The 24,852-nt window shown below is 61.4% G+C and carries 19 protein-coding genes; 8 read left to right on the forward strand and 11 right to left on the reverse strand.

The genetic code is table 11. The features are described from left to right. Positions 1 to 292 precede the first annotated feature (292 nt). From LY631_RS07110 to LY631_RS07135, 6 genes are all read right to left on the reverse strand, one after another. Entirely contained in the window at positions 293 to 1,225 is a 933-nt protein-coding gene (locus LY631_RS07110) for a TerC family protein (RefSeq protein WP_274424494.1), read from the reverse strand. Positions 1,226 to 1,410: 185 nt separating this feature from the next. After that, positions 1,411 to 2,523 (reverse strand): outer membrane protein transport protein, encoded by a 1,113-nt coding sequence (locus tag LY631_RS07115; protein WP_274424495.1) that lies wholly within the window; start codon positions 2,521 to 2,523, stop codon positions 1,411 to 1,413. A 14-nt stretch (positions 2,524 to 2,537) separates the two neighbouring features. After that, complete coding sequence (locus tag LY631_RS07120; RefSeq protein ID WP_274424496.1) at positions 2,538 to 2,858, reverse strand: hypothetical protein; 321 nt, start codon at positions 2,856 to 2,858, stop codon at positions 2,538 to 2,540. A 62-nt stretch (positions 2,859 to 2,920) separates the two neighbouring features. Further along, entirely contained in the window at positions 2,921 to 5,704 is a 2,784-nt protein-coding gene (locus LY631_RS07125) for a valine--tRNA ligase (RefSeq protein WP_274424497.1), read from the reverse strand. Positions 5,705 to 5,814: 110 nt separating this feature from the next. Further along, positions 5,815 to 9,321, reverse strand: coding sequence for a transcription-repair coupling factor (gene mfd, locus LY631_RS07130; protein WP_274424498.1), 3,507 nt, complete (start codon positions 9,319 to 9,321; stop codon positions 5,815 to 5,817). Between the two features lie 3 nt (positions 9,322 to 9,324). Next, on the reverse strand, positions 9,325 to 9,609 hold the full coding sequence (locus tag LY631_RS07135) for an FAD assembly factor SdhE (protein WP_274424499.1): 285 nt from the start codon (positions 9,607 to 9,609) through the stop codon (positions 9,325 to 9,327). Between the two features lie 726 nt (positions 9,610 to 10,335). Here LY631_RS07135 and LY631_RS07145 point away from each other — a divergent pair. Both LY631_RS07145 and LY631_RS07150 read left to right on the forward strand, forming a co-directional pair. Beyond that, entirely contained in the window at positions 10,336 to 10,494 is a 159-nt protein-coding gene (locus LY631_RS07145; protein ID WP_274425080.1) for a YqaE/Pmp3 family membrane protein, read from the forward strand. Continuing rightward, positions 10,466 to 10,897 (forward strand): DUF4112 domain-containing protein, encoded by a 432-nt coding sequence (locus LY631_RS07150; protein ID WP_274424500.1) that lies wholly within the window; start codon positions 10,466 to 10,468, stop codon positions 10,895 to 10,897. The genes LY631_RS07145 and LY631_RS07150 overlap by 29 nt, the downstream gene beginning before the upstream one ends. A 327-nt stretch (positions 10,898 to 11,224) precedes the next feature. Here LY631_RS07150 and LY631_RS07155 read toward each other — a convergent pair whose 3' ends face one another. Continuing rightward, positions 11,225 to 12,745, reverse strand: a complete 1,521-nt coding sequence (locus LY631_RS07155; RefSeq protein ID WP_274424501.1) for an MFS transporter — start codon at positions 12,743 to 12,745, stop codon at positions 11,225 to 11,227. 87 nt (positions 12,746 to 12,832) lie between these two features. Here LY631_RS07155 and LY631_RS07160 point away from each other — a divergent pair, with 87 nt between their 5' ends. Next, on the forward strand, positions 12,833 to 13,360 hold the full coding sequence (locus LY631_RS07160) for a TetR/AcrR family transcriptional regulator (RefSeq protein WP_274424502.1): 528 nt from the start codon (positions 12,833 to 12,835) through the stop codon (positions 13,358 to 13,360). Between the two features lie 296 nt (positions 13,361 to 13,656). Next, positions 13,657 to 15,765, forward strand: coding sequence for an ATP-dependent DNA helicase RecG (gene recG / locus LY631_RS07165; RefSeq protein ID WP_274424503.1), 2,109 nt, complete (start codon positions 13,657 to 13,659; stop codon positions 15,763 to 15,765). On the opposite strand, the gene LY631_RS07170 is transcribed toward recG, so the two are convergent. The 3 genes from LY631_RS07170 to LY631_RS07180 all read right to left on the reverse strand — a co-directional run bounded on the left by LY631_RS07170 (position 15,717) and on the right by LY631_RS07180 (position 20,161). Continuing rightward, entirely contained in the window at positions 15,717 to 16,424 is a 708-nt protein-coding gene (locus tag LY631_RS07170; RefSeq protein WP_274424504.1) for a DUF502 domain-containing protein, read from the reverse strand. The two genes, recG and LY631_RS07170, sit on opposite strands and share 49 nt — an antisense overlap. 122 nt (positions 16,425 to 16,546) lie before the next feature. Continuing rightward, positions 16,547 to 18,370 carry a glutamine--fructose-6-phosphate transaminase (isomerizing) gene (gene glmS / locus LY631_RS07175; RefSeq protein ID WP_274424505.1) on the reverse strand — a complete coding sequence of 608 codons (1,824 nt, stop codon included), beginning with the start codon at positions 18,368 to 18,370 and terminating at the stop codon, positions 16,547 to 16,549. A gap of 162 nt (positions 18,371 to 18,532) precedes the next feature. After that, positions 18,533 to 20,161: an acyl-CoA dehydrogenase family protein gene (locus tag LY631_RS07180; protein WP_274424506.1), complete on the reverse strand. Its 1,629-nt coding sequence runs from the start codon at positions 20,159 to 20,161 to the stop codon at positions 18,533 to 18,535. Positions 20,162 to 20,496: 335 nt separating this feature from the next. On the opposite strand from LY631_RS07180, the gene LY631_RS07185 reads away from it, so the two are divergent. From LY631_RS07185 to dprA, 4 genes are read left to right on the forward strand one after another with little or no spacing between them, the layout of a single operon-like run. Next, positions 20,497 to 21,459, forward strand: a complete 963-nt coding sequence (locus LY631_RS07185; RefSeq protein WP_274424507.1) for an aspartate carbamoyltransferase catalytic subunit — start codon at positions 20,497 to 20,499, stop codon at positions 21,457 to 21,459. Beyond that, the gene (locus LY631_RS07190; RefSeq protein WP_274424508.1) at positions 21,456 to 22,742 is read left to right on the forward strand and encodes a dihydroorotase; all 1,287 of its coding nucleotides are present in this window, start codon (positions 21,456 to 21,458) and stop codon (positions 22,740 to 22,742) included. Before LY631_RS07185 ends, LY631_RS07190 begins: the two co-directional genes overlap by 4 nt. Before the next feature lie 18 nt (positions 22,743 to 22,760). After that, on the forward strand, positions 22,761 to 23,375 hold the full coding sequence (plsY, locus tag LY631_RS07195) for a glycerol-3-phosphate 1-O-acyltransferase PlsY (RefSeq protein WP_274424509.1): 615 nt from the start codon (positions 22,761 to 22,763) through the stop codon (positions 23,373 to 23,375). Then, positions 23,372 to 24,508, forward strand: coding sequence for a DNA-processing protein DprA (gene dprA / locus LY631_RS07200; protein ID WP_274424510.1), 1,137 nt, complete (start codon positions 23,372 to 23,374; stop codon positions 24,506 to 24,508). The genes plsY and dprA overlap by 4 nt, the downstream gene beginning before the upstream one ends. Here the strand turns inward: dprA and LY631_RS07205 are convergent. After that, positions 24,470 to 24,679, reverse strand: a complete 210-nt coding sequence (locus LY631_RS07205; RefSeq protein ID WP_274424511.1) for a hypothetical protein — start codon at positions 24,677 to 24,679, stop codon at positions 24,470 to 24,472. The genes dprA and LY631_RS07205 overlap by 39 nt on opposite strands. Positions 24,680 to 24,852: the final 173 nt, after the last annotated feature.

Genomic DNA, 24,852 nt, shown 5'->3' on the forward strand with positions numbered 1-24,852 from the left:
GCTGGGCGTTGTAGGATAAAATCCGCCGAAAAAAATCCGAACTTTTTTCTGATATCGAGCAAAAACAATTGGTTATCTGCCGAAAGAATGTATGAGGCGCCATTTTTTATCCCCGCGCGGGATGCTTTATCCGGAGGCGCCGGCGCGTTTCGTTGCCGCTCAGGCATGGATGCCAGGGGTGTTCGGGTTTGCTCAGCACCTTGGTATGATGAAGGTGGGGAGGTCTGCGCTATTCTTGAGCGTCGGTAATTGGCCGAGGCTCCCCTATCATCCTTGGACAGAGCGAAGCGGCCTAACGCTCGGCTTTCGAGCTCCCTCGTTCCGGAAAGAAGATGGATGCAAGGACCGATCCGCCGATGATCAAGGCCGTCACCGTCAATGCGAGCACGGAGGGGATTTCGATGTAATGGCCGAGAATCATCTTCAGGCCGATGAAGATCAGGACCAGCGAGAGTCCCGTCTTGAGATAGCGGAACGTTCGCAACATGCCCGAAAGGACAAAGAACAGCGCGCGCAGGCCCAGAATGGCAAATACGTTGGAGGAAAAGACGATGAAGGCGTTGTTGGAAACAGCCAGCACAGCGGGGATCGAGTCGATCGCGAAAACCAGATCCGTCACCTCGACCGTGGCGAGCACGACGAACAGCGGCGTCATGTAAAGCATGCCGTCGCGGCGCGTCAGAAACTTCGAGCCTTCATATTCTTTGGTCACGCGCCCGGTGCGCCTCAGCAGCTTGACGACACGGCTTTCTCCCGGATCAACCGAGTCCCCACCCGACATCATCATCTTGAAGCCGGAGAAGATGAGCAACGCCCCCAGCGCCATCGCGACAATATAGAATTGATCCACCAGCTTGACGCCTGGCACGATCAAAGACAGGCGCATGACGATCGCGCCGATGATCCCGTAGAACAACACCCGATACTGCGCCTCGGCCGGCACCTTGAAATAGGTGAAGATCAGCGCGATGACAAAAATGTTATCGAGGGAAAGAGCCTGCTCGATCAAATAGCCGGTGAGAAACTCGGCGCCACGATGCGATCCTCCGAAATAGAACACACCAGCGGCAAAGAGCATCGCCAGGCTGACATAGCCCGCCACCGTTCGCGCACCCTCGCGTGTCGAGATTACGCGATCGCGGCGGTGAAGCACGAACAGATCGGTAAAGAGAATGAGGGCAACGAATGCCAGGAAGCCAGGCCACAGCCAATCGTGCAGTGTCATATCGGCGGATCGGACAATGCGCCGCGTCCGCGCGTTAATGATCGGACCGACATCACAGGCAACGCCTTGCCTGTCAGAGGGGCCCGGCCCGCGTGACACCGTATCTATCTGCGCAAGGTGTCACGCGTTTTCAACCCCGTGGCTCAGTGCCGGGCCATACGGTCCCGGCCCGGCACGAGACCCCGTTACCAGTTCACGCTGTAAGAAGCGGAAATGAATCCGGCCCAGCCGGAATCGACTGCGTCTCCGTAATGGTCTGCATCCGGCTGGTCGATCGTTGCCGAGGCAAGGTAAGTAGCACCACCGCCCAGGCGCAACTCTCCACCAATGGAGTCACTCATATTCACGCCGCCGGCAAGACGCCACCTGTCGCTCCGGAAATCGTAACCGGTAGAAACACCGCGGTCCCACTGGAGGCTGACGACACCGGAAATATCTTCGCTGAAGGAATGGCCAAGGCCACCGGTGACCGTCCAACCGTCGCGCCAGTAATACTGGTTCTGCTGCGGCTGGAACCCGGCGATGGAAAAATCAAGCGTCTCGTTGACGGACCAATCCGTCCATTTGACCGAACCGAAAGCCAGCCATCCCGGCGCAATGCCAGATTGGACCTCTAACTCTACGCTTTGCGGCAATTCACCTTCACCAAAAGCAGGCGCTGGGCCAAACGGAGTGTTGGCAATGCCGGTCGCTTCGTGCTTCGTTCCCGAACGGTACATAAGCTGTGCACGCAGGGCGATATCCGGAATTTCGTAGCCAAGGCCCGCACGCCAGCCATAGGCATCGCTTTCAAGTCCGACATCCAACGGGGCGCCCCCCAGAAGAGGAGGTGCCGCGGAAAGATCGTAATCAAACCGCTCAAGAAATCCGCCGCCAAGCACCGACAGGCGGCCCTGTCCGACGTCCACGAAGACCGCGCAGGTAAGGCCGAACTCGTTCACGATGAATTCTTCGGATTCCTTCCCTGAAGGGCCGTAGGGTACGTCGAAGCTTGAAGCGGCTCCATAAGCGTCCGTATAGGTGCCGGCACAGGCAAGGTTTTCCGTCAGCCCGAGTTTCAAGGCCGCCGACGGAATGACGTAATTATCCAGATAGTTCGTACCGACGAGGCGTGGGTCTGAAGCAGCAGAGAACTTGTGGCTCGGCATGACAACCGTCGCGCCGGCGCGTATGTTGAAATTGCCTTCTTCGTAAAGAATGTCGGTATCCGCCGCGCCGCGCGAAAAACCATTCGCCTGGGCACTTGCGGCTACAAGAACAACCCCCAGAGCGGTATATCCGAAAAGACTGAATCGCATACGAGGACCCTCCCTTACCTTTCAAGCGCTCGTGTGAAGGCAGGATACCAAGGCTGCCATTGCATACAAACAACTTCGCGCGCCTGATGGGAAATGAAGGCGGATTTTACCTGTACGTAAGCCCCATTATTTTTGCCGGCGGCGCTATAGCGGCGCAGAAAGCGGCGCAATGATGCACGTTTTGGCCGCAAATCCGCCTTTTTACAGCAACAATCGCGGTCGGCGAATGCTTCTGTTGCAAAAACGTAACAATTTTCCGAAAAGATGAATCGGCAGCCGAACGGGCCCGATACCGTCCCTTTCTGAGCCCGCGCACCGATGCTGACACGAATCATTCGATCCGACCTGGGGCTTTGCAGCTAGGTTTTACCGTTGCTGTTAACGGAGACGGGCGCGTTCAGCCCGCCTCTCGCACGCGTGCCAGGGCGGCTTCGAGGCGCGTCTTGGCTTCGCCGAACTCGGCCAGCTTCTCTCGCTCGGCGGCGACGATCTCTTCCGGCGCATTGGCGACGAACTTGTCATTGCCGAGCTTCTTTTCCAGGCGTTGGATCTCACCCGTCGTCTTGGCGATCTCCTTCTCCAGGCGCGCAACCTCGGTCTTCAGATCGATCAGTTCGCCGAGCGGGAGGCTGAAGGTCGCCTCGCCCAGCAGGATCTGAGCCGCGCCCTTTGGCGCCTCGTCGGAAAAGACCACATCATCGATGCGCGCCAGGCGCTGGATGGCGGGCTGGTGACGGGCGACGCGCTCGCGCGTCGTCTCCTCGGCCCCGGCAACGACAAGCGGCGCGGTGGCCGACGGCGGGACATTCATCTCCGCACGGACAGAACGAATGCCGGAAACGAGATCGACAAGCCAGTTGACATCGTCGGCGGCTTCCTCGTCCTCGAAGTCGGGCGAAGGCCAGCGCGTCAGCGCCAGGATTTCATCACGACCGCCCTCACCGGCCGTTTGCGCCCACAGCTCTTCGGTCATGAAGGGCATCATGGGATGGAGCAGCTTGTAGGTTTGATCCAGAACATAGGCCGTGCAGGCGCGCGCTTCGGCCTTCGCCTGCTCGTCATCACCGGAAAAGACGGGCTTCAGGAGCTCCAGATACCAGTCGCAGAACAGGCTCCATACGAAGCGGTAGGCGGACGCCGCCGCCTCGTTGAAGCGGTGAGAGGTAATCCCTTCCGTAATTGCATCGGAAGCGCGCGTCAGCTCCGTAAGGATCCAGCGGTTGATGGTGAGCGTGGCATCTTCCGGGATGAAATCGGGATCGCGCTCAACACCGTTCATCTGGGCGAAGCGGGTGGCGTTCCACAGCTTGGTGCCGAAATTGCGGTAGCCGGCCACGCGCGCAGGGTCGAGCTTCACGTCCCTGCCCTGCGCGGCCATGATGGCCAGCGTGAAGCGCAGGGCATCAGCGCCATACTCGTCCATGAGTTCCAGCGGGTCGATGACGTTGCCCTTGGACTTTGACATCTTGGCGCCGTTCTTGTCCCGCACCAGCGCGTGGACATAGACCGTGTGGAACGGCTCCTCGTCCATGAAGTGCAGGCCCATCATCATCATGCGGGCGACCCAGAAAAAGATGATGTCGAAGCCGGTGACCAGAACGGACGTCGGATAATAGGTCTTCAGCGCCGGCGTCTTGTCCGGCCAGCCGAGCGTGGAAAAGGGCCAGAGCGCGGAGGAGAACCAGGTGTCGAGCACGTCCTCATCACGGGTGAGGATCTCGCCCGGCTGGTAGTTCTCCAGCTTCTCCTCGACCCAGGCCTTCCATGCGCCTTCATGCGAGATGTAGTGCTGGATGGCAGCTTCCAGCGCCGTCTCCTCGTCCTTCTCGACGAAAACCTGGCCGTCCGGCCCGTACCAGGCCGGAATGCGATGGCCCCACCAGAGCTGGCGCGAGATGCACCAGGGCTGGATGTTCTCCATCCACTCGAAATAGGTCTTTTCCCAGTTCCTGGGCACGAATTTCGTGCGGCCCGCCCGGACGCTTTCAATCGCCGGCTTGGCCAGCGTCTTGGCATCCACATACCACTGGTCGGTGAGGAAGGGCTCGATAATGGTCGATTTCGACTTTTCGTCGTGCGGCACCATGTGGACGTGGTCTTCCACCTTGCCGAGCAGGCCGCCCTCTTCCATGATCTTTACGATCAGCTTGCGCGCCTCGAAACGGTCGAGCCCTTGCAGTTGCTCCCACAGGCTGCGCTGCGCCTCGGTCGGCTCGAGGCCTTCGAGGAAATCCTCGTTCTCCACGATATCTATGGCGGCCTCGGCAGTCATCACGTTGATCGCAGGGAGGCGATGCCGCTTGCCGACTTCGAAATCGTTGAAGTCGTGCGCCGGCGTGATCTTCACCGCGCCGCTGCCCTTTTCCGGATCGGAATATTCGTCGGCGACGATCGGGATCTTACGGCCGACGATGGGCAGGATGATGTTCTTGCCGATCAGGTGTTTGTAGCGCTCATCGTCCGGGTTCACTGCGACAGCGGTGTCGCCCAGCATCGTCTCCGGCCGTGTTGTGGCAACGACGAGATAGGTTCTCTGATCTTCCGGGTCGAAGGTCATGCCCTCGATGGGATAACGGAAGTGCCAAAGATGGCCGTTGATCTCGACCTGCTCCACTTCGAGGTCGGAGATTGCGGTCAAGAGCTTGGGGTCCCAGTTTACCAGCCGCTTGTCGCGATAGATGAGCCCCTGCTTGTAGAGCGATACAAACACTTCGAGAACGGCCTTCGAAAGCCCCTCGTCCATGGTGAAGCGCTCGCGCGACCAGTCGCAGGAGGCGCCCAAACGCTTCAACTGGTTGAGGATCACGCCGCCGGATTGGTCCTTCCACTCCCAGACCTTCTCGACGAACTTCTCGCGGCCGAGCTGACGCCGGTGGACCTGCTTCTCCATGAGCTGTCGCTCGACAACCATCTGCGTGGCGATGCCGGCATGGTCCATCCCCGGCTGCCAGAGCACATTCTTGCCGCGCATGCGCTCGAAGCGGACCATGATGTCCTGCAGCGTGTTGTTGAGGGCGTGGCCGATGTGCAGCGAGCCGGTTACGTTGGGTGGCGGGATGACGATCGTAAAGGACTCGGCGCCCGGTTCAGCGCCGGCTCCGGCCTCGAACGCCCCTGCGTCGTCCCAGATTTCCGCGATTTTCGGCTCGACGCTCGTCGCGTCATAGGTCTTTTCAAGCATGAAGGATTTCCGCGTTCTGCCCGCGTGTTATTCGGCTGTCCGGTGTAAAGCCGAAGGGTGTCGGCAAGTCAACCATACCGCCTTCGGCAGCGAAAGCTATACACCGCACCTCAGGCGGCCACTTTCTCCGCGAGGCGTACCAATTGCGTCATGACCGTCGCAGCACCCGCTAGGCGCTTCTCCGCCGTCGGCCAATCGCGGATGAGGACAATGCTCTGATCCGGGCGGATCTTGGCGCGCGGCCCCTGCTCGCCAATGTAGCCAACCAGGGCCGCGGGATCCGCAAACTCCTGATTGCGGAAGCGCAGCACGGCGCCCTTCGGCCCTGCATCCAGCTTCTCGACATTGGCCCGGCGGCAGAGCGCCTTGATATAGACGATCTTGAGGAGATGCTGGACCTCCTCCGGCAGCGGCCCGAAACGGTCGATGAGCTCGGCACCGAAAGCGTCGATCTCTTCGGCCGTTTCCAGTTCGCCCAACCGGCGGTAAAGCCCCAGGCGAAGCTGAAGATCGGGAACGTAGCTCTCCGGGATCATGACGGCAGTTCCGACGGTGATCTGCGGGGACCAGCCGGTATCGGCCGTTTCGGCCTCGCCGCGCATTTCCGCGACGGCTTCCTCCAGCATCTGCTGGTAAAGCTCGTAGCCGACTTCCTTGATGTGGCCGGACTGCTCTTCGCCCAGAAGATTGCCGGCACCGCGGATATCGAGGTCATGGCTGGCGAGTTGGAAGCCCGCGCCGAGGGTCTCCAGCGATTGCAGCACCTTGAGTCGGCGCTCGGCGGTGGGCGTGAGCTTGCGGTTGGCCGGTAGGGTGAAGAGCGCGTAGGCGCGCACCTTGGAGCGGCCGACGCGGCCGCGAAGCTGATAAAGCTGCGACAGGCCGAACATGTCGGCGCGGTGCACGATCAGCGTGTTTGCCGTGGGAATGTCGAGCCCCGATTCGACGATGGTGGTCGACAGGAGCACATCGTACTTGCCATCGTAGAAGGCGTTCATGATGTCGTCCAGCTCGCCCGCGGCAAGCTGGCCGTGGGCCGTGGCCACCTTGAGCTCCGGCACATGCTCGGCGAGAAAGTTCTTCACTTCCGTAAGATCGGAGATGCGCGGCACGACATAAAAGCTCTGGCCGCCGCGATAGCGCTCGCGCAGCAGCGTCTCGCGGATGACCAACGGATCGAAGGGCGAGATGAAGGTCCGCACGGCCATGCGGTCGACCGGCGGCGTGGCGATGAGCGAGAGTTCGCGCACGCCGGACATTGCCAATTGCAGCGTGCGCGGGATCGGGGTGGCCGACAGCGTCAGGACATGGACATCCGCCTTCAACTCCTTCAGCCGCTCCTTGTGCTTCACGCCGAAGTGCTGTTCCTCATCGATGATGAGGAGGCCCAGGTTTTTGATGTTCACCGCAGCGCCGAGAAGCGCATGGGTACCGATGACGATCTCGACCGTTCCATCGGCAAGCCCCTTCTTCGTCTCGGCCAGTTCCTTGCTGCTGACCAGACGCGAGGCCTGGCGTATGCGAACCGGAAGACCGCTGAAGCGCTCCTGAAACGTTTTGAAGTGCTGGCGGGCAAGGAGCGTGGTCGGGACGACGACGGCAACCTGAAAACCTTCCATCGCCGCGGCAAAGGCGGCACGCAGGGCCACCTCGGTCTTGCCGAAACCGACATCGCCGCAGACCAGCCGGTCCATCGGCTGGCCAGCGCCCAGATCCTCGAGAACCGCCTCGATCGTTGTCTGCTGATCCTCGGTTTCATCATAAGGGAAACGCGCGGCAAACTCCCCATAGACGCCGTCGGGAGGCACTATCCGCGGCGCGGCTCGCATCTCGCGCTCCGCAGCCAGGCGGATAAGCTGCCCGGCCATCTCCAGAAGGCGCTTCTTGAGCTTGGCCTTGCGCGATTGCCAGGCAACACCGCCGAGCTTGTCGAGCGTGGTTTCGGCAGCGTCGGACCCGTAGCGGGAGAGAAGCTCGATGTTTTCCACCGGCAGGAACAGCCGGTCGTCGCCCGCATAGCGCAGTTCCAGACATTCGTGCGGGGCGCCGGCCGCCTCGATGGTACGCAGGCCTACAAACCGCCCGATGCCGTGGTCGGCGTGGACAACGATATCGCCCGCCGAAAGTGCGTTGACTTCCGAAATGAAATCAGAGGCTTTCTTGCGCTTCTTGGTGCGGCGGACGAGCCGGTCGCCCAGAATGTCCTGTTCGCTGACGACAGCGAAGTTCGCGGTTTCGAATCCTGCTTCCAACGGCAGAATACCGATGCCGGCCTGGCCCCGCGGCAATTTTCCGAGTGCATCAAGACTGTCCACCCGTGAAACGCCGCCCAAACCATGCTCTGCAAGGATCTGGCCGAGCCGGTCGACCGAGCCTTCGCTCCAACCCGCGATCAGAACATGCTTGTCGTCGGCGCGCAGATCGCTGATGTGCCGGACCGCATGGTCGAAGACATTGGCGTTCGGATCGGCGCGTTCCTCGGCGAAGTTGCGGCCGGCGGCAGCGCCCGCGTGGAAGATCTTTGCGGCCCCCGCGTCGGGTGTGGCGAATGGTGTGAAGCGAATGAAGGCGCGTTCTTCCTCGACAGCCGCGATTTCCTCCGGGTCAAGATAGACCTTTAAGGGTTCGACCGGTTTGTAGGGAATGGCTTCGCCCAGGCTGGCGCCCTCGTCGAGCTGGCGCTTGCGCGCGTCATAGTGGTCAGTGATGAGTGTATGGCGCTCGCCGATAGCCTCCTGCGCGAGGTGATCGAGGACGAGCGGCGCATCCGGCAGATAGTCGAATATCGTCTCGAGACGGTCGTAAAAGAGCGGCAGCCAGTGCTCCATGCCGGAGAACCGCCGCCCCTCCGAGATCGCGGCGTAAAGCGCATCATCCCGCGAGGGTGCACCGAAAGTCTCGATATAGTTCCTGCGAAAACGGCTGATCGCATCAGGCGTGAGCGTGACCTCGCTCATCGCCTGCAGGGTCATTTCCGTGCGCTGCCCCGTGGTGCGCTGGCTGGCGACGTCAAAGGCGCGGACGGATTCCAGCGTATCGCCGAAGAAGTCGAGTCGCAGCGCCTCCTCCCAGCCCGGAGCGAACAGATCCAGAATGCCGCCGCGTACGGCGTACTGCCCGACATCGCGCACCGTCGGCACGCGCTCGAAACCGCTGCTCTCCAGACGCGAAACGAGTTCTTCCATATCGATCTGGTTACCGGGCCGGGCACGGAAGCTTTGGTTTTCGACATTTTCGGCCGGCGGCATCCGCTGCAAAAGCGCATTGGCGCTGACCAGAACCACGGCGCGGTGGGGTTTCCGTTTCAGAGCCGCCATGGCCGAAAGCGCGTCCAGACGCCGCGCAGACGCATCCGAGCCCGGCGAGACGCGATCATAAGGCAGGCAGTCCCAGGCCGGCAGTTCCAGAAGGGGCAGACCGGGAGCAGCAAAGCGCAGCGCCTCGGCAATCGCTGGAAGACGCTGACCATCGCGCACGACGAAGATTAGCGGCCCGTCCGGTGCGAGTTCGGCTGATACCCGCGCAAGCGCAAAGGATTCATAGCCGTCCGCGACTCCGTCGACGATCGCCGGCCCGTTTCGGCGCTTCAAGCCAATGGTTTCAAGTAATGCGGTCATATATCAGGCCGTCGCGCCGGCGGTTGAGCGGATCCACGCAAGAAGCGGCGTATCGTATGCTTGCGGCACCTGTGCAGCACCAGTCACCCAAGGGTAAAGCGTGGGATCGGGCACTTCCAGCAAAGCTTCGAACTCAGCTACGTCAGCATCGCTCAACGTGCCGATATGCGCATCGGCGAAGCCACCCAAAACAAGATCCATCTCGCGCATGCCGCGCCGCCACGCACGCACCAGCACGCGGCGCCTGCGCGGGTCGAGATCAGCGCTCGTACGGCTTGTTCCGGTCATTCTCGTGCCTTTTGAATGCGAAAAGCGCATATAGAGCATCGGCTGGCGATTTGGAACCATTCTGTTTCTCGGATGGCGGGATTGGGTTTTGGCGGTAGAGCAGAAGTCCAATGCGAAGGTGCGGGGCGGCGGCTTTGTGGACAAACCAGTCGTCGCAAAGCCGATCGCCGAATGACGTGTTCGGGGCCGGAAGGAGACAGTCCGCTGACGGGCGGTGACCGACCGAATGGGACATTCATTTTCGCCATTTGTCGCATAAGCTCAACGCCTAAATGTACACGGAAGGTTGTCTGCAGTGCTTAAGCGTTTACCGGCCTTGAAGGAACCTTTCGAGATCGCCGAAAGCTGTTCTAAATGTCCGACTTGGGGCCATTCGCAGGGCGCCAGTTCCAGCACCTGCATCTTGTTGAGCTTGGGGATGGCGGTTTAGTCGAAGCTGTCGAGGCTTTGACGACCTGGAAGCGCGCCGCCTGGCGCTGCGCAAAGCGCCAAAGCCGTTTTTCAGCCGCCCGCACATTCAGCTACGGCGAGAGTGCGCAATCGCATCGGGCGTCTTCTAGCAAGATTCTCTGCGAGTAGCCGGAGTTGGGAACAGTCCTCTGAGCGGAGTCTCGCCTATCCCTCCCCTTCCAGTCGTCTGGAACCAGCACGGACTCTCATACGTTATCATTTTAAACAGGCCCGCATTCGGTAGCACTGTAAATTGACCCAGTGTGAACCCTCATGATGGACATCGTCCGAATCATCATCGCCGTTTTGCTGCCGCCACTCGGCGTGTTTCTCGAGGTCGGGCTCGGTAAGCATTTCTGGCTCAATATCCTGCTCACGCTTCTGGGCTACATCCCGGGGATAGTTCATGCCGTCTACATCATCGCCCGCCGCTGATGCCGACGCACGTTCCCGCCGCGCGCGCATCGCCCGGTTAGACCGTCTGGCCCACAGCCTCGACGCCAAGTTCCGCGTCTTTGGAGTTCCGGTCGGTTGGGATTCGATCCTAGGCCTGATCCCCGGGGTCGGCGATGTCGTGACCGCTGGGCCCGGTGTGATCATGTTCTATGAAGCCACCCGAATGGGAGCACGGAAACGCGCCATGGTACTGATTGCGTCCAACACCGGTATCGACATGTTGCTCGGCGGCATTCCGATCCTCGGGGACGCATTCGACGTTGTCTTCAAGTCTCATCGCCGCAATATCGAGATACTGAAACGCGAACTGGCCCGTATTGAAGCCGCGGAAGGAAGGGATGTGGAATGGCTGAGCGGGGAAATTCAGAAGAATTCGGCTTGATGCGCGGTAGGGTGCTTGATAACTATTGCCGTAACCTCGGCTGTCGCGTTGTCATCAGCGATGTCCGCTTCTGGAATCGGGGGCGGCCGGCGCTATGACCGAGTTTAGGCGCGAAGCCGCCTGATCGCCTTGGGGCCGATTCCTGACCATCCGGTCCTGGAGGTTGAGGATGAATAGCTGCCATAAGCACGGGCGACCTCCATGACCGCTTCCGACCCCATATCGGACATCAGCGCTCTATTGGCGATGTCCTAAAAGTAGCCATTCGCATGCTGTCGAAATGGCACCCGGCTTCGCAGGGAGGCCGAGTGCTCGATTTAGATAGTATCAGTGAACTGGGTTCTCATTTGGCCGGTAGCTGGCCAGTAAAAAGAATACAGCGATACCCAAAACTGCGACCACAGCAGCAGCCACCGATAACAATGTGACATGGGCGGCTCTAAAGGCCATCTTGCCCGCCTCGATGAGGGCCGCGCCTTGTTCTTCCGAGAGCTCCTTGGCAATCAGATAGGTATCACCGATAGAACGGCTGGCCTGCTGGCCCAATGACACCGACAAGTCCGGCGGCAACTGGATTGTTTGACTGAAGACGCTCGCCATGAATACGCCAAACAGGGTTATACCGAGCGCCGTACCCAGTTCATAACCCGTGCCCTCCAGCGAGCCAGCTGCACCACCTTTCTCAGCTTCCACAGATCCCATGATGGCGATGGATGACGCCGTCAGTCCAATGCTCAGCGTGAGCCCGACAACCGCGAGAGCGGCTGGGACAAGTAGGCCCGGTTCATGGAAGTCGGCACCGCCCAAATAGGCTATTGATCCGGCTCCGACAAGCAGCGATATGGTTGCCACTTGTCGCAAGCCGAACGTGTTCGATAGAACACCTGCGACAGGCCCGCCGATCGCTGCTGCCACCATGATCGGCATCATGAACAAACCGGCTTCGAGCGGCGTCTTACCAAGGACGTACTGCAGTTCCTGAGCCAGGGTCAGTTCGACGCCAGCCAAGGCGCCGGTGGCAACAAGGGCCATGATTATGCCTGCGACAATTGCAGGGTGGGAAAACAGAGACAGGTCCAACATTGGCTCATCTGAACCAAGCTGTTTTCTCACGAACAGCCACATCATCCAGCTACCGAAAGCCGCGATCGCAAGAACGACTGCGAGCGGATGACTGCCGCCTGATCCGGCCTTTACGGCATAAACAAGCGATATCATGCCGACGATCAACAATAGCGCTTGGCCGATAGCCCACTTGCCGGGCGTCGTGGCTTCAGTGCGTGGCAAAAAGAAGTAGCACGCCGGTGCGACAATGAGCATTACCGGCGCGTTGATAAGGAAAACCGAACCCCACCAGAAGTGCTCCAAAAGTGCACCACCGACGAGCGGGCCAACAGCTGCACCGGCAGAGCCGATTGTTCCCCAAAGTCCAAGAGCGATTGCACGTTCGCCATCATCCTCGAAGGCTCTGCGAATGACACCGAGCACACAGGGCACGATCATCGACCCCCCCAGAGCAAGGAGGACACGCGCCGCGATCAGCATCGGAGCGCTCGGGGAAAACGCGGCGAAGACTGAAGCAATGCTGAAGATTAAGAGGCCCGTGAGCAGAACCTTTCGGTTGCCGATCCGGTCCGCAAGAGTGCCCATGGGCACAAGAAGACCTGCCATCAGCAACGGATAGATGTCGATGATCCAAAGCACCTCTGTGTTGGACGCACCTAGTGATTGGGTCAAGGTCGGCACGGCGACATGAAGGATGGTCATGTCTATGACAACAGGAAGAAACGCTAGCATTACGGCTATGAGCACGAGCCATCGCTTCGGATCGCGGTATGAGGCAGACATAATTACACCTGATTAAAACTGGACGCCGCTCATATAAATACATACGTATGGATTTCAACCGCATGTTTGGCTCAGGAAGGATAAGAAATGGGCAGAAAGCCGACGATCAGCCGGGATGGCCTTCTCACGATCGCCGAAGACATCGTGAACAGCGAAGGGCCGCAAGCGCTGACCATAGATGCCTTGGCGAAAGCGGCGGGCATATCAAAGGGCGGGGTTCAGTATTCCTTTGCGTCCAAGGACGAGTTGATCAAAGGGCTAATCGATCGTTGGAACAACCAGTTCGATGCCTTGGTTGTTGATATCGAGAAATCCGGCCCGATTGAGTTTGTTCGTAGCTACATTGCCGCAATGCGTTCATCCCAAGGGGCGCTCGACGCGAAGTTGGCAGGCTTAATGATAGCGTATCTGCAGAACCCCAATAATCGCGTGGAAACGGCCGATTGGTATCGGTCGATCCTCAGAAAATTCGGGAACTCACAAGAGGCCCGAGCAGCCCGCACTGCGTTCTTGGCGGTGGAGGGGCTCATGTTGATGCGGATCACCGGTGTCGATGACACCGAGGAATGGAACGCTCTTCTGGACGATGTCGAGGCGAGTATGGAGCCGGTTTAGTCGATCAAGGAATGCTGCGCTGACGACTAACAATCAGCAAAAACGGACGATTTTCGCCCATAAGCGGTCGTTCGGCTTCCCACCCCAAGTCAGTCGTTTTGTCTGATTAGCCGGACGGCGGCTTCCAGAAAATTCAAAGGAGACCGAGCGACCGAAATGAGGGCGCACAGAAGTCGTTCGTGAGGGGTGGCGGGAACGACTGGACTGGGCTCTTACCGGACCTTGGAGCGCATGTTGATGATACCTGCGCGTGGATAAAGCATTGCCCTGTGCGTTTGCGGCTTTAAGCTGAGCCCATGCGCCCCTCGCTTCTCGATCCTCTGTTTGCACCAGCCACGACCCTGGATGGCGTCGGTTCCCGTATTGCGGGGTTGATCAGCAATGTCGTGCCCGCGGATTTGGCGAATCGGCCGCTGCGCGTGGGGGATCTGCTTTTCGTCCTGCCCCATTCGCTGATCGACCGCACCAACCGGCCGGAAGTTGCCTATGCTCCGCAGGGCGCCATCGTGACGCTTGCGTTGACTGTCGGCCGGCACCAGCCGCCGCCGCGCGGGCGGAAGAATGTACCTTATCGCGTTTATGCCTTCGATGAGACGGGCGAGATCGCCCTCACCTTCTTCCATGCGCGCCAGCAATGGCTGGAGAAGATTCTGCCTACCGGAGCGGAGGTGCTGGCGTCGGGCCGGATGGACTGGTTCAACGGGCGAGCAAGCATGGTCCACCCCGACTATATAGTGCCGGCGGCGGAGGCCGATACGCTGCCGCCGCTGGAGCCCGTCTATCCGCTGACGGGCGGGCTTTCACCAAAGGTGCTGCGCCGGGCCATCGGGCAAGCGCGCGAGCGCCTGCCCGAGCTGCCCGAATGGCAGGACCGCAGCGTAATGGCGCGACACGATTTTCCGCCTTTTGCCGATGCGCTGGAGCGTTTGCACGATCCGGCCACGAACGAGGACGTTTCGCCCGAGAGCGCGGCCTGGCGGCGGATTGCCTATGACGAATTCCTGGCCAACCAGTTTTCGCTCGCCCTGGTGCGCGCCCGCACGCGAAAGCTTGCCGGAAGGCCGCTGACCGGCGATGGCAGGCTCGCTGCGCAGATCCGCGCGGCGCTGCCCTATACGCTCACTCCGTCTCAGGAACGCGCGGTGTCGGATATCCATGACGACCTTGCACATGACCAACGCATGCTGCGGCTGCTGCAAGGCGATGTCGGCGCGGGCAAGACGGTGGTGGCGCTCATGGCCATGGCCCGGGCGGCGGAGGCCGGCGGGCAGGCCGCGCTCATGGCGCCGACGGAGCTTCTGGCGCGCCAGCACTTCGCCACCATTGCTCCTCTTGCCGAAAAGGCCGGCTTACGGACCGTTCTTGTTACCGGGCGCGACAAGGGCCGGGAGCGGCGGGCGGCGCTGGAGAGCATCGCTGCCGGTGAAGTCTCGTTCGTGATCGGGACCCACGCCCTCTTTCAGGAAACGGTGCGTTTCAAGGACCTGGTGCTGAGCATCGTGGACGAGCAGCATCGCTTCGGTGTGCATCAGCGCCTGGCGATCAGCGCCAAGGGTGACGCGCCGGACATGCTGGTGATGACTGCGACGCCGATACCGCGCACGCTCGTGCTTTCGGCATTCGGGGACATGGATGTCTCGCGGCTTACTGAAAAACCGGCCGGACGAAAGCCCATCCGCACCGTCACCATGCCCACCGACCGGCTGGACGAACTGGTGGAGCGGCTCGGCAATGCCATGGCAGAAGGCCAGAAGATCTATTGGATCTGCCCTCTGGTGGAGGAGTCCGAGGCGATCGAGCTGACTTCCGCGGAGGACCGCTTCGCGGCGCTCAAGACCGTTTTCGGTGAGCAGGTCGGGCTGGTGCACGGCCGCATGGCGGGCGCGGAGAAAGACGACGCCATGCGCGCCTTCAAGGAGGGGCAAACACGGTTTCTTGTGGGCACGACCGTGGTTGAAGTGGGCGTCGACGTGCCGGACGCCACGATCATCGTGATCGAGCACGCCGAGCGTTTCGGCCTGTCGCAACTGCACCAGTTGCGCGGCCGTGTGGGGCGCGGGGATCAGGCGTCGTCCTGCGTGCTGCTCTACAAGCCGCCTCTCGGCGAGACGGCGAAACGGCGGCTGGCGGCGTTGCGCGATACGGAGGATGGTTTCGTAATTGCCGAGGAGGATCTGAAGCTGCGTGGCGAAGGCGATCTTCTGGGCACCCGCCAGTCCGGCATGCCCGGGTTTCAGGTCGCTCGGGTGGAGTTTCACGCCGACCTGCTGGAGACCGCGCGCGACGACGCCCGCCTCATGTTGAACCGCGATCCGGAGTTGCAGTCCGAGCGCGGCGAAGCGCTGCGCCTGCTTCTCTATTTGTTCGGTAAAGACGAAGCCGTGCGTCTGCTGCGCGCCGGCTGATCGGCAGCCGTCTCCAACGCTTCCTCCGCGAGTTCCCTGGTCTTCTCCTGATACTCTGGGGAGAGGAGCCCGGACGAGATAATCAGCTTTGCGCCCTCCTCAACCGACATCGTCAGTTCGGTGATCTCGTTTTTCGGCACGTAGAGCAGATAACCGGATGTCGGATTGGGCGTCGTCGGCAGAAACACCGCCACTGTTGGGCCGGCGGTCTCCTTGGTGCGAGCATCAACTTCGCCACGCGCATCCGTGGCCAGGAAAACCACGGCCCAGAGCCCCTTGCGCGGATACTCGATGAGGCCGACCTTGGTGAAGGATTCCGAACGCTCGGCCAAGACGGTTTCGAATATCTGCTTTAGTGCGCGATAGATGCTGCGTACCAGCGGCATGCGACCGAGCAGATACTCGCCCGATGAAACGATCGTCCTGCCGATGATGTTGGCCGTCAGAAAGCCTACTAGGGTGATCAGCGCCAGGGCCACGATCAAGCCGAAACCGGGAACGGCAAAGGGCAGGTACGTATCCGGATTGTAGCGCGACGGGATAAGCGGCTTTACCCAGGAATCCACCCAGCCGACGAAAGACCAGGCCAGATACGCGGTGATCGCCAACGGGGCCGTTATGATGAACCCCGTCAGAAAATAATTGCGCAGACGGGTCATCACCGGACGGCACCTCGGATCAGCACGAATTGGGAAAGCGGACTTGACACGCGCGCAACTTTACCCGCCGGCACCACATTCGTCCAGCGTGATCACGTCGCAGGGCGGCCTGTATCGGCGCCCTATTCCACCGTGACCGACTTGGCCAGATTGCGCGGCTGATCAACGTCCGTACCCATGGCGACGGCCGTGTGATAGGCCAGCATTTGCACCGGGACCGCGTAAGCGATCGGGGCCACGAATTCCGGCATGGGCGGCAGGATGATGGTCTCGAAGTCCTCGAGCGAGGCACGTTTGGCGCCTTCCTGATCGGTGATGAGGATGATCCGTCCGCCGCGCGCGGCAACTTCCTGCATGTTCGAAACGGTCTTCTCGAAGATGTGGTCATGGGGCGCGATGACGATCACGGGCATTTTCTCGTCGATCAGCGCGATAGGGCCGTGCTTCAACTCGCCGGCGGCATAACCTTCGGCATGGATATAGGAGATTTCCTTGAGCTTGAGCGCGCCTTCGAGCGCCAGCGGGTAGCTCGTGCCGCGGCCGAGATAAAGCACATGGCTGACCCGGGAGAGCTCACGCGAAATCTTCTCGATGCCCTCTTCAAGCTTGAGGCTTTGGGACATATAGCGCGGCACTTCGGAAAGCGAGCGGACGAGCTTCTTTGCTTCTTCCTCGGAAAGCGTGCCGCGCTCCAACCCGGCGCGCACGGCAAGCGCCGCGAAAATCGAAAGCTGGCAGGTGAAGGCTTTGGTGGAGGCCACGCCGATCTCCGGACCGGCGAGCGTAGGGAAAACGCCGTCGCTTTCGCGGGCGATTGTGGAATCCTTGACGTTCACGATCGAGCCGATGGGAACGCCTTCGCCGCGGCAGTAGCGCAGGGATGCCAGCGTGTCGGCGGTCTCGCCGGATTGCGAGACGAAAAGCGCGGCGCTGTTCTTGGATAGCGGCATTTCGCGATAGCGAAACTCCGAAGCGATATCGATATCGACGGGAAGGCGCGCGTAGCGCTCGAACCAGTATTTGGCGACGACGCCGGCCAGATAGGCCGTGCCGCAGGCCGAGATCGCCAGCCGGTCGATTTTGCCGAAGTCGATCGGCGACTCGAAGTGCTTCACGCCGCCATCGGCGAAATCGAGATAGTGAGCAAGCGTGTGGGCGACCACCTCCGGCTGCTCGTGGATCTCCTTTTCCATGAAGTGTCGATGGTTGCCCTTGTCTACCAGCAAACTGGTGCCGACGGACTTATGCCGTGCGCGCTCGACGCGCTGACCTTCCATGTCGAAGATTTCCATGCCCGAACGGCGCACGACCACCCAGTCCCCGTCTTCGAGATAGGTGATCGCGTCTGTGAAGGGCGCGAGCGCGATGGCATCGGAACCGACATACATCTCGCCATCGCCGTGGCCGACGGCCAGAGGCGGCCCCTTGCGGGCGCCGACGATCAGGTTCTCATCCTTGCGGAAGATGATGGCCAGGGCGAAGGCGCCGTGGAGGAGCTTCAACGCGGCGAAAGCGGCCTGCTGGGCCGTTGCGCCGTTGCGCAGTTCGCGCGCAACCAGATGCGCCACGACCTCGGTGTCCGTCTGCGAGGAGAACCTAAAGCCCTCCGCAACCAGTTCGTCACGCAGTTCGGCGAAGTTCTCGATGATGCCGTTGTGGACGATCGCCACATCGTCGGAAAAATGGGGGTGGGCGTTCGTCTCGTTCGGCACGCCATGGGTGGCCCAACGGGTGTGGCCGATGCCGATATGACCGTTGAGCGGCTCGGTCGTGAGCCTTTGCTCGAGATTGATCAGCTTCCCCTCGGCACGGCAGCGGGCGAGTTGCCCCTCGCAGATCGTCGCGATACCGGCCGAATCGTATCCGCGATATTCGAGCCGCTTCAATGCATCGACGATCAGCGGCGCAACCGGCGTGTGCCCGACGATCCCCACAATTCCGCACATGTCCCACCTCTCCCCGAGAGTTTGTTTATCTACCTTCCGCCGACGCCAGGAAAATGGAGTGGCGCAGCAGCAAATTAGCGCGAATCTGTAACGCTGCCCTTAAATGTTCCCAAGACACTTATCGTTTCAGGACTGTCACCAGGTTCCCGAATTTGGATGAGGCTATCCTGCATCGGGATAAAGCATATCGATGATCGCGGCAGTGTCGTGGCGAGCGTCGAGAATGCCGTAAGTCCCGCGCCAATGGCCCGCGAGCCGGGTTTCCACGAAAGCATCGGCGACCCGCCCGGCGCCAAGCCGTCTCAGTTCCGCCGCGGCGGCGGCCAGCGCCATCTGTTCGACCAGGATGCGCGCCGAGCCGGGATCGCTTTGGCAGACGCGGACGGCGGCCTGAAGCACATCCATGGTGCCGCGGCCTGTATCCCCGAGATCCTGGTGAATGAGGGCCAGCACGTCGTCAAACAAACCGGCATTGCGATCGAGAACCCGCAGAACGTCGAGCGCGACGACGTTGCCCGAACCTTCCCAGATGGCGTTGACAGGCGCCTCGCGGTAGTGGCGGGCAAGCGGCGCTTCCTCGACATACCCATTGCCGCCCAGGCACTCCATCGCCTCATAGGTGACGGCGGGGGCGACCTTGCATACCCAGTATTTCACCACCGGGGTCATGAGGCGGGCGAAGGCCGCCTCCCCCCGGTTTTCTGCGGCAAGATCGAAGGCGCGCGCAAGCCGCATGGACAGCGCCGTCGCGCCGGCGACCTCAAGAGCCAGGTCGGCCAGCACACGCTGCATGAGCGGTTGCTGGACCAAGGTGTTGCCGAAGACTTGCCGGTGTCGGGCATGATGGACCGCCTCGGCGACCGAGGCGCGCATGAGCCCGGCTGAGCCGAGCGCGCAGTCAAGGCGGGTCAGCGTCACCATATCCATGATGGTGCGGATGCCCTCTCCCGGCTCACCGACGAGATGGCCGAGCGTGTTTTCGAACTCGACCTCCGCGGAGGCGTTGGAACGATTACCAAGCTTGTCTTTCAGCCGCTGGAAACGGAAGCCGTTGCTCGTCCCGTCTTCCGCAACACGCGGCAGCAGGAAACAGGAAAGTCCCTCCGGTGCCTGCGCCAGCACAAGAAATGCATCGCTCATGGGCGCGGAGAGGAACCATTTGTGGCCATTGATGCGGTAAATACCGTCACTAGCCGGTTCGGCCATCGTCATGTTGGCGCGGACATCGGTGCCGCCCTGCTTCTCAGTCATTCCCATGCCGAGGGTAACGCCGGCCTTTTTCGACGCGGGGCGGTTTGCATGGTCGTATTTGCGGGCAATCACCCTGGGAGCCCAGGCGCGGAAAAGCTCCGTATTAGACATAAGCGCGGCGAGCGAGGCGTTGGTCATTGTGAGCGGACACAGATGACCGCACTCAAGCTGCGCCGTCAGAAAAAAGTGCGCCGCGCGCACCCGGTGCCTAAGCGACTTGTCGTGAGTACTGTCCTCCCAGATGGAGGCATGCAGACCGCCACCGATGGAACGACGCATCAGCGCATGGTACGCAGGATGATACTCGACAAGGTCGATACGGCTTCCGTAGCGGTCGTGCGTCCTCAGCCGGGGTGTTTCGGTGTTGGCCAAACGGGCGAGATCCAGCGCCTCCTGCGTGCGCACGAAACGCCCCAGCGCATCCAGGTCCTTTCGGGCCGGCTCGGAAAAATCTTCCGCCAGTTGCATCAAAAGCGGGTCCGAGCGCCACGCGTTCGTGCCGGCAATCGGCGGGGACTGGTTTTCTACCTTATGTTCCAACGGAATCCTCTAGAATCTACAGCCTGTTGAGATTCATTCCTGAACGGACTGCAAATGCCACTTTTTCGCGCTTCCGGCTCAAGTACACGTATGTACGTTCTGCTCCGGTTCTTAAAAAGCACCACTTCGCCTCGTTCAGCCGTGAATTTTAACAAGCCTTAGGCGGCGACGCGCTCACCGATCATATCGACCTTTCGCCGTGGGTGCACCGAAATCTTGGCTTCCGCAAGGGGCGAGATGCTTTCTGGAAAGGAGAAAATGGCGGGGAGAATTCACGCACAAGGAAATGGCGTGCTTGCAGGAGCCGCCTGCGCGCCCTATAGCACCGCTTTGAGATGAGCAACGCCCCCAGCCTTCCGCTTTTTCCGAATCGCCACCTGCTTGGCATCAATGGGCTATCGCCCCAAGACATCACGCTTCTGCTTGATCGCGCGGACGCGGCCGTCGCCATCTCGCGCCAGCCGGAGAAAAAGTTGGCCACCCTGCGCGGCCGCACGCAAATCAATCTTTTCTACGAAGCCTCCACACGCACCCAGTCCTCCTTCGAGCTCGCGGGCAAGAGACTCGGCGCCGATGTGATGAACATGGCGGTCGCGAGCTCCTCCACCAAAAAAGGCGAGACCCTGTTGGATACGGCGGTGACGCTGAACGCCATGCGGCCGGACATTCTCGTCATCCGCCATTCCGCCGCCGGTGCCGCGGCACTCCTTGCACAAAAGGTCGGCTGTTCGGTGGTCAATGCGGGCGACGGCGCGCACGAGCATCCGACCCAGGCGCTGCTCGACGCGCTCACGATCCGCCGCGCCAAAGGGCGAATCGCCGGCCTGACGGTGGCGATTTGCGGTGATGTGCTTCACTCGCGTGTAGCCCGTTCGAACATCATCCTGCTCAACGCTATGGGGGCGCGCGTGCGTGTCATCGCACCGTCCACGCTGCTGCCCATCGGAATTGAGCAGATGGGGGCCGAAGTCTTCACCCGGATGGAAGACGGGCTGGAGGGGGCGGACGTCGTCATGATGCTGCGCTTGCAGCGGGAGCGCATGAGCGGAAGCTTCGTGCCTTCCATACGCGAGTACTTCCGGTTCTTCGGGCTGGACGCGCAAAAGCTGAAACTGGCGAAGGACGACGCGCTGGTGATGCATCCGGGGCCGATGAACCGCGGTGTCGAAATAGCCTCGGAAGTCGCCGACGGGCCGCAAAGCGTCATCCAGGAGCAGGTGGAAATGGGCGTGGCGGTGCGCATGGCCGTGATGGAAGCACTGCTCGATCCACGCCGCAACGAGGGTGGGCAGCCATGAGCATCACTCTCCTCAAGAACGCCCGCGTCGTCGACCCCTCCCGTGGAATCGACGAGACCGGGGCGGTGGTCATTGAAAACGGCAACGTTGCCGAGGCTGGTGCAGGTGCGCACAACCAGGGCACACCGGAAGGGGCGAAGGTAGTCGATTGCGCGGGCAAGACAATCATGCCCGGACTGGTGGATGCGCGTGTATTCATCGGTGAGCCGGGGGCCGAGCACCGCGAAACCATCGCCTCGGCCAGCCAGGCAGCAGCGGCAGGCGGCGTGACCTCAATCGTCATGATGCCGGATACCTCGCCCGTCATCGACGACGTGGCGCTGGTGGAATTCGTTCTGCGCACCGCGCGCGAGACGGCTTCCGTTAATGTCTTTCCTGCCGGGGCGATCACGAAAGGACTCGAGGGCGCGGCGCTGAGCGAGTTCGGCCTCTTGCGCGACGCGGGTGCGGTGGCGCTGACCGAGGGGCGGCAGACCATCGCTAGCGCACTCGTCATGCGCCGGGCGCTGACCTATGCGCGCGACATGGACATCGTGATCTCCCACAGTACGCAGGATCCGGATCTCGCCTCCTCCGGCGTGATGAACGAGGGACTCCTGGCAAGCTGGCTCGGTCTGCCCGGCATCCCGCGCGAGGCGGAGGCCATTCCGCTGGAACGCGACCTTATGCTGGCGGGGCTGACCGGCGGGCGATACCACGCGGCCGAGATTTCGACGGCTATGTCGGCGGAAGCTGTAAAGCGGGCCAAGCGAGAGGGCACGAAGGTGACCGCCGGCGTGAGCATCAACAATCTCTGCCTTAACGAGAACGACGTCGGGGAATACCGCACCTTCTTCCGCCTTTCGCCGCCCCTGCGCGCCGAGGACGACCGCCTTGCAATAGTGGAGGCGCTGAAGGACGGCACGATCGACATCATTGTCTCATCCCATGATCCGCAAGACGTGGACACCAAGCGCCTGCCCTTCTCTGAAGCGGCAGTGGGCGCGATCGGGCTGGAAACGCTGTTGCCGGCGGCGTTGCGCCTCTATCACAACGGCGAGGTGGCGCTGTTACGCCTGGTCGAGACCCTGTCGACGGCTCCGGCGAAGCTTTTCGGCCTGCCTGGAGGAACGCTGAAACCAGGAGCGCCGGCTGATCTCGCGATTGTCGATCTGGATGCACCGTGGATCGTACGCGAAGCCGAAATCCGCTCGCTCTCAAAGAACACGTCGTTCGAGGGCGCACGCATGCAAGGGCGGGTCTTGCAAACCATAGTTGCAGGTCGCACAGTGTTTTCAGCCTGATTTTTCCCGAGGAATGCAATGTCGGAATTCCTTAGCTGGTCCGCCCTGCCCGTCCTGCTGGCCAGCCTCGTTTTTGGTTATCTGCTGGGCTCTATCCCCTTCGGGCTGGTGCTGACGCGCCTGGCGGGGCTGGGGGATGTGCGCAAGATCGGCTCCGGCAATATCGGCGCCACCAATGTGCTGCGTACCGGCAACAAGGCGCTTGCGGCGCTGACGCTTCTTCTCGATGCGTTGAAGGGCACGGCAGCGGTGCTGCTCGCCGGCCTTTTCGGGCCGGACTATGCCGCCCTCGCCGCTGGCCTCGGCGCGTTTCTGGGTCATCTGTTCCCCATCTGGATCGGCTTCAAGGGCGGCAAGGGGGTGGCAACTTACCTGGGCGTCCTCCTGCCGATCGCCTGGCCCGGCGCGCTTGTCTTTGCAATTGCGTGGCTGGGGACCGCATCGCTCACGCGTTATTCATCGCTTGCCGCGCTGGTTGCCGCAGTGTGCGTGCCCGTTTCACTGTTCCTGCTGGACTACATTCATCCCGCCCAGCTATTCGTTCTCCTCACCCTTCTCGTCTTCTTCAAGCATCGCGGCAACATCGCGCGGCTGATCGATGGCAGCGAATCGCGCATCGGGGCGAAGAGTTGAGCGAGGAGAATGCCGGCAGGGAGCGCAGGCTCACCGATCAACAGCGCCACGACTGGCTGCGCCTGATCCGGTCGGAAAACGTCGGGCCGGCAACTTTTCGCCAACTCGTCAACCAATTCGGGTCCGCCCGGGCGGCGCTAACGGCTTTGCCGGAGTTGGCGCGGCGCGGCGGGGCGCGGCGTATCAAAATCCCCTCGGAGGGTGAGATCGACGCCGAGATGGAAGCAGCGCGGCGCATGGGCGCCCATTTCGTTGCCGTGGGTGAACCGGAGTATCCACCTCTTCTAATGCGGGCGGAAAACCCGCCGCCGCTTATAGCCGCGAAAGGCCGCCTCGACCTGCTGTCGCAACCGGCCATCGGAATGGTGGGTGCGCGCAACGCCTCGCTCTCGGGTATCAAGCTGGCGCAGCGCTTCGCGCGCAAGTTCGGCCAGGAAGGGTATCTCGTCGTTTCGGGCCTTGCCCGCGGCATCGACGCGGCCGCGCACCGCGGAAGCCTGGAGACGGGAACACTGGCGGTTCTTGCGGGCGGGCTCGACCGTCCCTACCCGCCGGAGAACCACGAACTGTTTCGCGAAATCTGCGAAGAGGGCGTGGTGGTGACGGAAATGCCGTTCGGCTGGACGGCGCGGGCGAAGGATTTTCCCCGGCGCAACCGGATCGTTGCCGGTCTTTCCTATGGTGTGCTGGTGGTTGAGGCGGCGCACCGCTCCGGCTCGTTGATCAGCGCGCGGCTTGCCAACGAGATGGGCCGGCTCGTCTTCGCCATACCCGGCTCTCCGCTTGACCCGAGGGCAGCCGGCGCCAACAAGCTTCTCAAGGAGGGAGCGATTCTGGCAACTGATCCGGCGGACGTTCTCGATGCCGTCGCGCCGCTCGCCGGCCAACCGTTACCCGGACCCGAACGTATGGACGAACCGACCGATCCTTCCGCCGTTCCCCCGCCTGACGAGAGCGACCGTGGCCGGGTTCTGGAAGCGCTGGGCCCAACGCCTGTCAGCCCGGACGAGATCATCCGCCACACGGGGCTGCATCCTGCACAGGTGCAGCTTATCCTTCTGGAGCTCGATCTTGCCGGTCGGCTGGAGCGCCACTCAGGCGGTACCGTTTCCCTCATCATGACCGGTGACTGAGCCAGCGCCGCCCGCCTCCGAGGCGCGGAGAACCTCGCTTACCTCGATGCTCGCCAATTCAAGCAGATAGGCGATTACCTCGTAACGTTCCCGCTTCGCCATATGGGCCAGTTCGTCCACCATGGACTGGATGTATTCCAGTGATTCATGGCTGCGGCGGGTATTTTCCATAGGCCGAGTTTCCCGATGAGTGCAGCTTGCGTGCGATCTGAACAACGCCGCCATTTATGAACAAATAACGATAGGGCGGAACGATTGGCTGCGCCGGGCAAATGCGCGAAATGCGTCGAAGCCCTTGACCGCGCGACCTTCCACAGCCATTTCACGGACTGCCGGGCCTTGCC

This window comes from Chelativorans sp. YIM 93263 (genome assembly GCF_028767125.1).
Classification (GTDB): domain Bacteria; phylum Pseudomonadota; class Alphaproteobacteria; order Rhizobiales; family Rhizobiaceae; genus Chelativorans.